This window comes from Rhizobium sp. B230/85, assembly GCF_019355735.1.
GTDB classification, from domain to species: domain Bacteria; phylum Pseudomonadota; class Alphaproteobacteria; order Rhizobiales; family Rhizobiaceae; genus Rhizobium; species Rhizobium rhododendri.
Genome location: NZ_CP072157.1, coordinates 182,947 through 195,253, shown reverse-complemented (window position 1 = coordinate 195,253; position 12,307 = coordinate 182,947). Strand labels below are relative to the sequence as shown.

The window sequence follows — 12,307 nt, the reverse complement described above, 5'->3', positions numbered from 1 at the left end:
ATCATGCTTGGACCGTTGAATCATGTCGCAATCGCTGTCCCGGACCTCTCGGCTGCCGTGTCCCTATATGAAAAACTGGGAGCCGAAGTATCGACGCCGCAGGATTTGCCAGAGCATGGCGTGACGGTCGTTTTTATCAAACTTCCGAACACCAAGATCGAGCTGCTGCATCCCTTTGGAGACAACTCGCCCATCCGAGCCTTCCTGGAAAAGAACCCGGCAGGTGGCATTCATCATATCTGCCTTGAGACCGGAGACATTTCGGATGCGCGGTCCGGCCTTCTAGCGGCCGGGGTCCGTGTGCTCGGCGGTGAGAAGGCCCCCATCGGTGCTCATGGTTATCCGGTTCTTTTTGGCCATCCCAAAGACATATTCGGCACGCTGATGGAATTCGAGCAGTCCGAAGACTGAGCAACAACGGACGCAATCAGTGCGAGGAACGTAAGGCCTTGGCTGGGACAGCGTGGTGTCGGCAGTTCTTGCGACGGCGGTCAAAAGCTGGACGTGAAAGCAATATGTCAACTACTATTGGAAAATTGGCCCCGCAAATAGCGTTAGCCGCGATGACAAGTCTGACACCAACGCACGGCTTGAATCTCCGTAGCCGAGCCGGAATGGCACGATAATGAAATAGATGGCCGCCTTGTTAAAGACTGCGCATGCTTGTCTTGGCAGGCTAACTGCCTCGGAACGGGTCTCTCGTACCCACGTTCAAAGGAACAAGGCAGTGAACGTCGTCCGCCGTAGCGTGTTAGGCAATGACGAATTTCAGGCGACTGTGAAGATGCTGCTGTCGCCTGACGCCGCGGAAGCGGGTGTCGCCGACTGCCTATCCGACTTCGTCAGGCGACTTGGTTTCGACTACTTCTCCTATGCCATTGCGCCGACGGTAGGATACGACGGAACCTCGGGAATAATACTGACGGACTATTCCGTGAACTGGCTGGCGAAATACCGGTCCGGCCATTACCATGACGGCGACCCGCTGCTGGCTGAATGCCGCGCTCGCTCGGTGCCTTTCGGCTGGGGCGGGCGAGAATATCTCGATCGCCTCGACTCCTACCCGCGCAGTCTCCTTCTCGAAGCCATGGACTTCGGAATAGCCGAAGGATTCACTATCCCGATCCGCGGCTTGAATGGAGACCTTGGCGTATTCAGCGGTGTGTACGCGGTTTTGTCGGATGGCGATGGCACAGCCTGGAAGCCGGGATATGAGTGGCTGACGTCGCTTGCCCCGTTCGTGCATGCCTTCGCAATCGCGCACATCGATAGACGGACGATGTCGGGCGACGCCGTGATATTAAGCGACCACGAGCGAACTTGTCTGAGTTGGACGCTGAAGGGAAAGACTTCGTGGGAGATCGCCCAGATCATCGGGCGCAGCCGCCCTACCGTGGAGTACCACCTCCAGAAGGCCATGAGGAAGCTTGACGCCACCAATAAGGCGCACGCGGCGGCGTTGGCCATGAAGCGCGGACTTATGTGAAGTTATCGCGAGCGAGAAAACTGAGTGCAGGTTTACGAATTTCCTCGCAGCCATACTATCGGACTTCAAACAAACAGCGACGCGACTTGACCCGGCTTCCCACCACGGCTACCGGTGGGGACTCAAGGTTGCGAAGCCGTACATTTCGGATCGCATAGCGCGTAAGGTTGCAGATATGCCTTCATTGGACTTCGATTTAGAGAAAGCGGCATTTCGGGAATTTTAAGACACTAACCGCGACACGCTTCACGGTGCCCTGGAATCATTCAAGACGCTGCTGAGGTCATTGCTGCTGACCGTTCCCGACGTCGCCGTATCCAGTGTCGAAGGTCGGATAAAGGACCGCGAAGAGTGCTTGCGGAAGTTCACGCGCAAATAACGGAGCGATCTTGAAAATTCGAAAATCGAATATACGATAAGCGAAAAGATCACCGGCCTAATCGGGATTAAACGCGGCCAACGTGTCTCTGATCTTCGTGCCGCCTTCCGTGGAGGTGACCTGGATGCAGACGGCGTTCTCCTCGCCCAGATCGATCGCTGGCAAATTTCTCTCGAAAAGGTTCGTGTTGGCAAGGTTCCAGCCGAAGACGAGATTGAGCAAATCGCGATAGAAGGTCTCCGCATGAATATTGATATCCGTCAGGCCAAGCTTTGCCGACAGCGGAACCTGCGTGTGCAGCACCGATATCAGCTGGGTGATTTTCAAAAAAGGATCGAGCGTTCCATTTGACGTGTCTTCGCTTCCCTCGGGTCGGTCGGTAGGTCAGAACACGATTCGCCTTCGGTTCACACGGCTTTGTTGCATTTGCGCGAGCTTATGTTCAGTTCACGGATGACGTCCCGTTTCAGAGTAAGGTAGGTGCGGCCTAGTCCGCGAGCTCCTCGGTACTCTCGAAAGCCCTAGTAACTTGAATAGTTGCATCGACATCACCCTGTCGTAAACTCCGGCCGAACGCGCGGAAAGTGCGGCAAAATAGCGGGTGAACAATGAACAGTCTTCTTGAAACCGCTACGGCGGCACTGGGAAAACTTCGTCTTCAGACAGGCCAGTCCGGTTTCAGCCGAGCGTCTGAGCTCCCCGCGGCCTAGCACGCGGCTGCTTGGTCTCGCCTGAGAAGATCACCCGACCCAACCGCCATTTCGGAAATCACTTACTGGCCACGTCCGCCAGCGAGGAGGAATCACGTGTACGACGGACCGACTATAGATGCTCACCACCATCTCTGGGATATCTCCATGGGCATGCACCCATGGCTGGCTCCCGGCAACGGCGAGGTCCAGGCCATCGGGGGGCTCGAAAGCCTTCGCGCGTCTTACCTGCCCGCCGATTATCGAAGGGATACGGAGCGTCATGGCGTGATCGCGAGCGTCCATATCGAGGCGCTTTGGAATGCAACCGATCCCTTGGGAGAAGCCCGGTGGCTCGAAACGCTGGACAAGACCGGCAGCGTCGCAGCTCGCTATGTCGCAGCCGCCCCTCTCGGAACGCCCGAGGCGGCCGGGGTTCTGGTCCAGCAGGCCGCTTACGACCGTGTCGTCGGCGTCCGGGGTATTCTCAGTCACCATCCCGATCCGAAGAAGAGCTTCGTCGCCAGTCCTGACATCGCCTACGACAAGGCCTGGCGCGCCGACGTCGCCCGCCTCGCCGATCTTGGCCTCCATCTCGAACTTATGATGTACCCATACCAGGCAAAGGCGGTCGCGGACCTCGCGTCAACCTTCCCAGACCTGCAGATCATCGTGAACCATTGCGGAAGCCCGATAGACAGGGACGCCGAAGGCATGCAGCGCTGGCGGGCCGGGCTGGACCTCGTCGCCTCGCACGAAAACACCGCCCTCAAAATTTCGAACCCCGGGGCATACGATCCCGGTTGGACCTATCAGTCGGTCGAGGCCGTAGTCCTTGGATGCATCAACGCCTTCGGGACTGAAAGATGCATGTTCGGGTCCGACTACCCTGTCTCCCGTCTCCAGATGACGATCGACGAAATCTACTGGAATTTCAAAAAGGCGACGTCGAGCTTCTCGCTGGCTGACCAGCGGGCGTTCTTTCACGACAACGCAATGCGCTTCTACCGCCTGTGACATCCACAGAACCTTCCAACCAATAAAAACGGGGAATAAAATGAACCGCTTCGAAACGAAGAAGACCCGCCGCGCCATTTCTGCCCTCGCCATGGCGACAGCCCTCGGTACGATCGCATTCGCCGCTTCCGCGAAGGCGGACACCATCAAGATCGGCATCCTCGTGCAGCTTACGGGCGCGAGCAGCCTCGACGGCCAGGAAGTCGTGAAAGGCTCTCAGCTCGAGGTCGATGAGATCAACGCAGCGGGCGGCATCGACGGGCACAAGTTCGAACTGGTCATAGCGGATACCCGCGACGGGGCGGCCAGCGACGTGACCGCGGCTGTCGAGCGCCTGATCGGAGACCCCGACGTGCATTTCGTGGCCGCCGGCTACGCCAGTCTGACCAGTTTCGAAATCGACAACATGGCCGAAGCGGAGATGCCGTACGTCGTCGCAGGGCCTTCGGGTCAGACCCGCGGCATCATAGAGCCTGACCCGTCGAAATACTGGTGCTGCTGGTCCATGATGCCAGCCTTTGAGGCTTACAACACGGATGTCACGCGGCTAGTCGACAAGCTTGCCAAAGCTGGCTCCGTCAAACTCGGGGACCCGAAAAAGGTCGCGCTCGTATCCTCGGACAATGCTTACTCCTCCACGATCTACAAAGGGATGAAGGAGGAGATCGGCAAGTCGGGCTGGACCCAAACCGTCGACGAAGTCGTACCCTTCGGCGAAGTGAATGACTGGCGCACGATCCTCTCGAAGGTGCGTCAAACCCCGCCCGATCTCGTGGTGAACCTGGATTACCTGCCCGCGAATTCCGCGTCATTCTTGAATCAGTTCATGGAAAACCCGACAAAAAGCCTTGTATTCCTTCAATATGCGCCAAGCGTGCCGGAATTCACCAAGCTGACGGGCAAGAACTCCGAGGGCGTGATCTACGGCCTTCTGGGAGGCACTATCGCCAACGAAAAGAACCTACGCGGGTTGGAAGTCACGTCGAAGTTCAAGCAGAAATACGGCACCGACATCGGCACTTACGGTGTTGTACTCTACGAGACCATCAACCTCTATTTCGATGCCCTCCGCAAGGTGAAGGACCCTGCCAACCACAAGGCGATCGCCGAAGCGATAGGAGCGTCCGACAAAGACGTCGCCGAGGGCCACCTCAAGTTCGATCCGAAGACCCATCTCGCGATGCAGGGCGACGACAACTTCCCCATCCAGTTCTACCAAATCCAGGATGGAAGCCGTGTCCTGATCTCCCCTGAGAAATATGCGACGGGCTCGTTCAAATCCCCGACGTGGACGAAGTGAGTTCCGGGAGCGGCGCGATGTCTCTTCTCGATGTGAAATCGGTCTCCAAGTCGTTCGGAGCGCTGAAAGCCGTCAACGACGTAACGTTCCAGGTCAGCCGCGGCGAGATACTGGGCGTGGCCGGGCCGAACGGCAGCGGGAAGAGCACTCTGTTCAACGTGCTCACTAAAATTCCATTCGGACCGGATTCCGGGGAGGTCGTATTCGATGGGAAGGCACTGAGGAATTATCGCGCCAATCAGCTGGTGAAGCTTGGCTTGGTGCGGACCTTCCAGAGGGAGACCAGCTTCGAGAGCCTCAACGTCTTCGAGAATGTCTGGCTTCCCGCGACGTTCGGAGGTCGTTCCTCACCGTCGGTCGAAAGCGTCGCGGCCGCTCTCCGGCTCATGGACTTCAAGGAAAGCGAGTTCGACCTCCCAGCCCGCAACCTCTCCGTTTTCGACAGGAAGCGGTTGATGCTGGCGTCGGCGCTCGCCTGCGACCCCAAGTTGGTCCTGCTTGACGAACCCGCCTCGGGCCTGACCAAGCCCGAGATCGAACAGACGGTCCTTCTCGTCAGGAGAATCGCGGAAAAAGGCGTAGCGGTCCTCCTGATCGAGCATGTGCTTCCCCTTCTGATGAGCCTATCGCAGAGGCTGATGGTCCTGAACAACGGGGAGCTTCTCGGAATCGGCGAGCCGGAAGCGATCACGCGCGAGCCGGCAGTCATCGAAGCGTACCTCGGGAACAGGAGGGCGGCGTGAATAACGACACTGCTCTTCTGCTCGTCGAGGACGTAAAGGCAGGATACGGCAAAGTTCAGGTTCTCAACGGCATCTCGATCGATCTGGCCGCAGGCGAGAACATCGGTCTGTTCGGACCCAACGGACATGGCAAGACCACCCTGCTCCGCGCCATTTCGGGTCTTGTGAAGCCGACTTGCGGAAGCATCCGTTTCAAGGGCGTTGACATAACGCGGGCATTGCCCATCGCGTCGTCGAACTGGGACTGATCCACGTGCCGCAGGGAAACCTGCTGTTTCCCGACCTGACGATATCGGAAACGCTGGAGCTGGGCGCGCATCGGAACAAGGCCCGGGCCAAGGCCGCGGCAAGTCTGGCCCTGGTCATGGAGATATTCGCCAAGCTAGGACAGCGCGCCAAGCAGCGCGTCTCGACACTCAGCGGGGGCGAACGTCAGATGGTGTCGATCGGCATGGCGCTGATGAACGACCCCGAGACGCTTATTCTCGACGAACCCACCCTTGGCCTCTCTCCCAAGGTGAAGGAAGAACTCTGCGCGTCGATCGACGCCATTTCCGCCCGGGGCATCCCCCTGATTGTCGTCGAGCAGGACATCGAGTTCCTGCTGACCCTCACTCGACGTCTCTATTTCATCAGCCACGGCGAGATGAACTCCGCCCTGTCGGCGGACGAGAAGCCAAGCAACAAAGAAATCATGGAAATGTATTTCGGGACATGACCTCATGAACGCGCTTACAGACATACTCTTCAGCGGCCTCTTTCAAGGTTCGCTATATGCCATCATGGCGGTCGGACTTGGTCTCGTCTGGACGACGGGGGGGGTGTTCAACTTCAGCCACGGCGTCATGATCATGTTGGGAGCCTACCTTTGCTGGAGCCTGTCGGACCCGGACGGGTTGGCGATATCGCTCTACATCGCCCTGCCCCTTACCGTCGGCGTCGTCGGCGTGCTGGGATGGGGGTTGCAGTCCGTACTCGTCCGTCCGTTTATCGGAAACCGGGACATGGTGCTGATCGTCGTCATCATGACGCTGGCCGCTGCCTCGTTCCTCGAGAATTTTTCTCTCGAGGTCTGGGGAGCCCGGCCCAAGCAGCTGCCGCCGCTCGTTCCCGGGACGGTATCCTACGGCTGGCTGAACGTCTCGCTCAACCAGCTTTCCATCATCGTCGCCACGCCATTCATCCTCGTCGGTATCTGGGCGTTGCTCCACAGAACGCGGCTTGGCCTGAACTTGCGGGCTGTATCGCAGAACATCGACGCCAGCATGCTCGTAGGTCTCAAGCCGAATACCCTTTTCGGGATTTCCTTCGCACTGGCGGCCGGGCTGGCTGGTCTGAGCGGTGTCTTCCTCGCCAGCTTCAAGTTCATGTCGCCGGGAATGGGAACCGAGCCACTGACCAAAGCCCTGATCGTTGTCATCTTCGGCGGCATCGGCAGCATCAATGGCCCTATCCTCGCGGCATACCTAATCGGCCTCATCGAGGCCGCATGCACCTACTGGCTTGGCCTCTACTGGACGCCCAGCATTCTTTTTCTCATCATGATAGCGACGCTGATGATCCGCCCCGAAGGACTGCTGGCCGTAAAACGAAGGGGTCTCTCATGAACAAGCCCACAACCTATGGCTCGTGGCGTCGAGAGTTCCTGATCGCCGTTGCCTGCTTTGCCTTCCTCGCATTGCTGCCTCTCGTGGTGACCGAGCCGTATTGGCGGCATGTATTAATCATGGTCTTCATCTACGCGGTCGCGGCCGCCAGCTGGGACCTGACGCTTGGTTACGGCGGCATCTTCAATTTCGGGCACCTCGCCTTTTTCGGGATAGGTCTCTACGGTTACGGCGTCCTGACAACTGCCTTCGGCATCTGGCCCTGGTATGCGTTCGCGTTGTCGGGACTGATCGCCTGCGCGGCGGCGATCGTCGTGACTGTTCCCATATTGCGGCTGAAGGGCATCTATATCGTTCTCGTCACCTTCGGGTTCAGTCAGCTCGTGATGCAGATCATCCTCAGTCAGTCCGCGCTGACGGGAGGAACCCAGGGGATCGTCCGCATTCCGGTGCTGCCCATCGGCGATCACAACTTTATCCGTGACGGCAAGCTCGGACACTACTTCATGGCTCTCGGCTTTCTCGCCGTGGCGGTCCTTGCGCTCCGCGTCTTCATAAGATCGAGGTCCGGAACAAGTCTGGTCGCGCTTCGTGACAGCGAGGAATACGCTACCAGCCGGGGTATCTCCGTCGCCAGGCAGCGCATGATCGCCCTTGCCTTCAGCGCGCTGATCGCAGGCCTCTCGGGTGCCTTCTACGGGTCATATTTCAGGACCGCATCGATCGAGGTTTTCGGAATGGGCTTTACCAGCCTGGTGCTCAGCGCGATCCTGCTTGGCGGAGCGGGATCGATCTACGGTCCAATCGTAGCGACGTTCCTCCTGACGGTGACGTCCGAATTTCTCACCAGCGCCGGCGCGTTTAGACCGATGGCGATCGCCCTGATCATCATCTTCGTGATGTTGATCTATCCGGGCGGCCTGATGGGTGCTTACCGCTCGATCGCGAAAAGACTCGGAAATCGGTCGGCGGATGCCCCGAAGGCCACCCCCCGCTGACGAGCACCCGGAAGCACGAACGCTCGATAAACCACAACTTCAAAGGACAGGACCATGAGACAAGATTTTACCACATGGATGGACCAGAACCTTCCGCGCCTAATCGAGCTCCGGCAAGACCTCCACGCTCACCCGGAGCTGGGCTTCGAGGAAGCCCGCACTTCGAAAGTCGTGGCCGACATGCTCAGGAAAGCCAATATTGAAGTCACTGAAAACATCGGCAAGACTGGCGTCGTCGGTGTGATCCAAGGGAAGCTTCCCGGTCAGCGCTCTATCGGTTTCCGCGCCGATATGGACGCTCTTCCGATCGTTGAAGCCACAGGCGTTCCGTATTCGTCGCAGAATCCCGGGCGGATGCACGCATGCGGCCACGATGGCCATACGACGATGCTGATGGGTGCCGCGCTCTATCTCGCCGAAAACCCTGACTTCGGCGGAAGCCTCAACGTCATCTTCCAGCCCGCAGAGGAAGGCCGCGGCGGCGCGAAAACGATGGTTGCCGAAGGACTCTTCGACCGTTTCCCCTGCGATACAATCTACGGTATGCACAATCTGCCCGGGATGGATGTCGGAAACATGGGTGGTCGGGTCGGGCCTATGATGGCGGCCGCAGACTTCTGGGAGGTTACCTTCAAGGGAGCCGGCGGCCATGGCGGGGTAGCACCCCACGAGGCTACCGATGTCACCTATGCGCAGGCCCACTTCGTGCTGGCGCTTCAGGGGATCGTCGGCCGTTCGATCGCGCCGCTGGAGACCGCCGTCATCAGTGTCGGGTATATACACGGTGGTTCGGATGCGGCTCCCAGCGTCATTCCCTCCGAAGTGGTCATCGGTGGAACGACGAGAAGCTTCGATCCGGATACCCGCAATCTTATCGAGAAACGCATCAAGGAGCTTGCCGAGTTGCATGCGCAGGCTTGGGGCTGCAAGGCGACCTTCACCTACAAGCGCGTCGCCAGCATTGTTGACAACACAAAGGAGGCGTTTGAGGCGGCTAGCATCGCGGCCGTGTCTACGGTCGGAGAACAGAAGTTCGACGCAGAGATCGACCGCACCTGCGGGGGCGAAGACTTCTCGCTAATGATGGAAGCCGTCCCGGGCGCGTTTCTCTGGATCGGTAACGGCACAGACGCGGACGGAAGCGTCAGCCAGCTTCACACGCTGACTTACAATTTCAACGACGAGGCCATCCCTGTTGGTGTCGAGTACTGGGTGAACCTGGCGTTTGGCGAACTGGGTGGTGAACAGCTCTGACGACGCCTCGGGCACGGCGAGGCAAGCCCCACGCCGTGCCCTCGCTCACCTCAGAGACCCCTTCCCAGGCGGTCCGAACCTAATCCGTGCTCGACGGCTCAACCAAGGTCGCGAGTGATCGGCATCCAAGCCTTGTTTTAGGGGTAAATCCCTCCGGCCGCTGTCCTGCCGCTTGACACGGACGTCGCCACCTTGACGATGTCCTCGAGTGCGAAGGAGTCGACATTGGCAACGTACAACGATTTTCGGCAGACATGGCTTTGGCGACGTGCATTCGTAGATCAGCGCGAAGACGCCAGCGAGGCCGAACAGGAGTTCTTTCGCACGCAATTCCTGCAGATGCGCGACAAGGCCGCACAACTGGTAACCCGGATATCAACCGACCTGCCGGGAATGACCGTCCACGACGTCACACATCTCGACGCCCTATGGGACACGGCGTCGCTCGTTTCGGAAGACTCCATCGACCTCAATCCGACCGAAGCCTTCGTACTGGGTGCCAGTATCCTGCTGCATGACGCCGGCATGAGCCTCGCGGCTTTTCCAAACGGGCTGTCCGATGTCAGGGAGACACTTGTGTGGAAGGACACGGTGGCGCGCTACCTGGCCAATCTTAAAGTAGATGGCAAAGCTGTCCCCGATCCGGAGGCGCTGTCAACGGAGTTCGAAAGGCAGATCGTGCCGGACGTGCTCAGGCGTCTTCACGCCGAGAAGGCCGAACAGCTGGCCGACCAATCCTGGGAGATGGGCGGTATACGATATCATCTGATCGATGATCCTGAGCTGAGATCGTTCTACGGCCCGACAGTAGGACAGATCGCCCACAGCCACTGGTGGCCCGTCTCGAAGGTGGAAACCGAGTTGAACAGTGACCTCGGAGCCTTCGCGCCTCGAACACAGCATGTCGTCGACAAGGTGAAATTGGCGTGCATGCTTCGGGTCGCCGACGCCATACATCGACAGTCGCAGAGCGCCGAAGTTCACCAAGGCGATAACCCAGCCACAAGGCGTTTCCGCACTTCATTGGTCGTTCCAGGAACACTTGGCTCGACCGCACAGGGAAGTCGACAAGGTTGTCTTCACAGCTGGACAGCCTTCTGACCAGGCAAACGCCGAGGCCTGGTGGCTGGCCTACGACACGATAGCACTGATCGACCGCGAGTTGGTCGACGTAGACGAGCTGCTGCAGGCTCGAGGGAGGCAGCGGCTGCGCGCCAATGGCGTCAAAGACGCAGGTTCTCCGGAAGCGCTGGCGCGCTCGGTGAAAACGAAGGGCTGGAGACCCGTGGACGCGCGGCTGAAGATATCTGACGTCCCTCGCATCGTGGAAACCTGGGCGGTGCCAAGCTCTACGGCGACGATCCCACAGTACCACTACGCGAGCTTATTCAGAACGCCGCGGACGCAGTCCAGGCCAGAAGACGCTTCGAAGGTCGAGGAACGGACTGGGGAAAGATCGTCGTCGGCATAGAACAGCGAGACGACGGACTTTGGCTGATCGTCGAAGACAACGGAATTGGCATGTCCGAAATGGTGCTGACGGGACCGCTTCTGGACTTCGGCACGTCATTCTGGCGCTCTCCCCTCGCGATGGAGGAATTCCCGGGTCTCATGGCGGCCGGCATGGATTCCATAGGCCGTTTCGGCATCGGCTTCTTCTCGGTTTTCATGCTCGGGAGCTCCGTCAAAGTCTTCTCCCGGAGATGCAATCAGGGTGCCGAACTCGGTCGGTTGCTGGAGTTTCGAAGCGGCACGTCAATGCGTCCGATCCTTTCGCAGCCGGATTACAGAAAGCTCCCGTTGGATGGCGGGACCCGGGTCGAAGTCAGGCTTAAAATCGATCCTACCCAACGCGGAGGCCTTCAATATTCTCTGTTTTACGGAGCTGGCCCCTTGCCTCTACCCGCGCTAGTCGGATTGCTGGCCCCCAACCTCAACGTCGCTCTGTTCGTGAGGAGCGACGGTGTCGAAACGCAGATCACACGTCCCGGCGACTGGTTGGATATCGCGGACGAACAGTTCGCATTTAGGCTTTCACCGTGGAAGTCGAAAGGGCCACCGGACCACAAGCTGATGCGGATCGTCCTGAACGAGGATGGCCAGACCGTTGGCCGCGCCGCGATCCATCCCGAAGCCGAGTACTCGTACTATCCGACAGGAGGCTGGGTGTCAGTCGCGGGTTTACGTGCGACGAGGATGAGAAACGTTTCGGGAGTGTTCCTCGGAGAAGCCATGACCGCGGCACGCGACACGGCCGTTCCCATGGTCGATGACGCCGGGCTCGCAAAATGGGCGTCCGAGCAGGCCGAGTTGATCTGCCAGCACGTGCACGACGAGGAGAAGCAGGCGGAAGCGGCCGAAGTGATCCTTGGATGCGGAGGCACTCTCGGAAACTTGAAAATCGTCTGTTTCGGTGGTGAATGGCTTGACCAGCATCAGCTAACTGCCCTCGTGAAGGATCGGGTCAAACTCAGCATCCAGCTTGAGGGCGAGTTCAGTTATGACGAAGATCACGACGACGTATTCCCCAGGGCATTCAGGGACAGCTTCCAGATGGCCGGAGATGTCGCGATGGTGCCCAGCCACGAAGGCAGCATCCTCAAGAACAGCTTCGCTAGATGGCCGAACATCGACCCACCGCCCGGCGACCTTAAGACGCGCCTTGCTGCCTTCGTGATCGAGGTCATAACGCGCGCCTGGGGTGGAAGGATCGAGTCGACCCCCGAAACGCGGGTCGTCGGTGATGTCGACGGTACGTTGATCGAGCGAGACGTCGATCGTCTATCGATCCCGAGCCCTCTTCCGTGGGATGATGAGGTCGAAACCTGATCAGG

At 58.9% G+C, this 12,307-nt stretch carries 13 protein-coding genes; 12 read left to right on the top strand and 1 reads right to left on the bottom strand.

What is annotated here, in order from left to right:
• Nucleotides 1-3 precede the first annotated feature (3 nt).
• Together mce and J5289_RS19125 are read left to right on the top strand one after the other, a co-directional pair.
• Nucleotides 4-411 carry a methylmalonyl-CoA epimerase gene (mce, locus tag J5289_RS19130; protein ID WP_209207692.1) on the top strand — a complete coding sequence of 136 codons (408 nt, stop codon included), beginning with the start codon at nt 4-6 and terminating at the stop codon, nt 409-411.
• 316 nt (nt 412-727) lie between these two features.
• Complete coding sequence (locus tag J5289_RS19125) at nt 728-1,486, top strand: autoinducer binding domain-containing protein (protein ID WP_209207691.1); 759 nt, start codon at nt 728-730, stop codon at nt 1,484-1,486.
• A 436-nt stretch (nt 1,487-1,922) separates the two neighbouring features.
• Here J5289_RS19125 and J5289_RS19120 read toward each other — a convergent pair whose 3' ends face one another.
• Complete coding sequence (locus J5289_RS19120; protein WP_209207690.1) at nt 1,923-2,192, bottom strand: SMEK domain-containing protein; 270 nt, start codon at nt 2,190-2,192, stop codon at nt 1,923-1,925.
• A gap of 479 nt (nt 2,193-2,671) precedes the next feature.
• On the opposite strand from J5289_RS19120, the gene J5289_RS19115 reads away from it, so the two are divergent.
• The 10 genes from J5289_RS19115 (at nt 2,672) to J5289_RS19075 (ending at nt 12,302) form a co-directional block, all read left to right on the top strand.
• Nucleotides 2,672-3,571, top strand: a complete 900-nt coding sequence (locus tag J5289_RS19115; protein WP_257625500.1) for an amidohydrolase — start codon at nt 2,672-2,674, stop codon at nt 3,569-3,571.
• A 40-nt stretch (nt 3,572-3,611) separates the two neighbouring features.
• Entirely contained in the window at nt 3,612-4,871 is a 1,260-nt protein-coding gene (locus tag J5289_RS19110) for an ABC transporter substrate-binding protein (RefSeq protein WP_209207689.1), read from the top strand.
• Between the two features lie 17 nt (nt 4,872-4,888).
• Nucleotides 4,889-5,614, top strand: coding sequence for an ABC transporter ATP-binding protein (locus J5289_RS19105; protein ID WP_209207688.1), 726 nt, complete (start codon nt 4,889-4,891; stop codon nt 5,612-5,614).
• Nucleotides 5,611-5,862 carry an ATP-binding cassette domain-containing protein gene (locus tag J5289_RS29335; RefSeq protein ID WP_257625498.1) on the top strand — a complete coding sequence of 84 codons (252 nt, stop codon included), beginning with the start codon at nt 5,611-5,613 and terminating at the stop codon, nt 5,860-5,862. The genes J5289_RS19105 and J5289_RS29335 overlap by 4 nt, the downstream gene beginning before the upstream one ends.
• 5 nt (nt 5,863-5,867) lie before the next feature.
• Nucleotides 5,868-6,332, top strand: coding sequence for an ATP-binding cassette domain-containing protein (locus tag J5289_RS29330; protein WP_257625495.1), 465 nt, complete (start codon nt 5,868-5,870; stop codon nt 6,330-6,332).
• A gap of 4 nt (nt 6,333-6,336) precedes the next feature.
• Nucleotides 6,337-7,221: a branched-chain amino acid ABC transporter permease gene (locus J5289_RS19095; protein WP_209207687.1), complete on the top strand. Its 885-nt coding sequence runs from the start codon at nt 6,337-6,339 to the stop codon at nt 7,219-7,221.
• Nucleotides 7,218-8,219 carry a branched-chain amino acid ABC transporter permease gene (locus J5289_RS19090; RefSeq protein ID WP_209207686.1) on the top strand — a complete coding sequence of 334 codons (1,002 nt, stop codon included), beginning with the start codon at nt 7,218-7,220 and terminating at the stop codon, nt 8,217-8,219. Before J5289_RS19095 ends, J5289_RS19090 begins: the two co-directional genes overlap by 4 nt.
• Before the next feature lie 54 nt (nt 8,220-8,273).
• Complete coding sequence (locus tag J5289_RS19085) at nt 8,274-9,473, top strand: M20 aminoacylase family protein (RefSeq protein ID WP_209207685.1); 1,200 nt, start codon at nt 8,274-8,276, stop codon at nt 9,471-9,473.
• Nucleotides 9,474-9,698: 225 nt separating this feature from the next.
• On the top strand, nt 9,699-10,574 hold the full coding sequence (locus J5289_RS19080) for a hypothetical protein (protein ID WP_209207684.1): 876 nt from the start codon (nt 9,699-9,701) through the stop codon (nt 10,572-10,574).
• A gap of 231 nt (nt 10,575-10,805) precedes the next feature.
• Complete coding sequence (locus J5289_RS19075; protein WP_209207702.1) at nt 10,806-12,302, top strand: ATP-binding protein; 1,497 nt, start codon at nt 10,806-10,808, stop codon at nt 12,300-12,302.
• The last annotated feature ends 5 nt before the right edge of the window (nt 12,303-12,307 follow it).

Coding starts and splice junctions, on each gene's coding strand:
- mce (WP_209207692.1), top strand. CDS start 4: ATGCTTGGACCGTTGAATCATGTCGCAATCGCTGTCCCGGACCTCTCG.
- J5289_RS19110 (WP_209207689.1), top strand. CDS start 3,612: ATGAACCGCTTCGAAACGAAGAAGACCCGCCGCGCCATTTCTGCCCTC.
- J5289_RS19105 (WP_209207688.1), top strand. CDS start 4,889: ATGTCTCTTCTCGATGTGAAATCGGTCTCCAAGTCGTTCGGAGCGCTG.
- J5289_RS19095 (WP_209207687.1), top strand. CDS start 6,337: ATGAACGCGCTTACAGACATACTCTTCAGCGGCCTCTTTCAAGGTTCG.
- J5289_RS19090 (WP_209207686.1), top strand. CDS start 7,218: ATGAACAAGCCCACAACCTATGGCTCGTGGCGTCGAGAGTTCCTGATC.
- J5289_RS19085 (WP_209207685.1), top strand. CDS start 8,274: ATGAGACAAGATTTTACCACATGGATGGACCAGAACCTTCCGCGCCTA.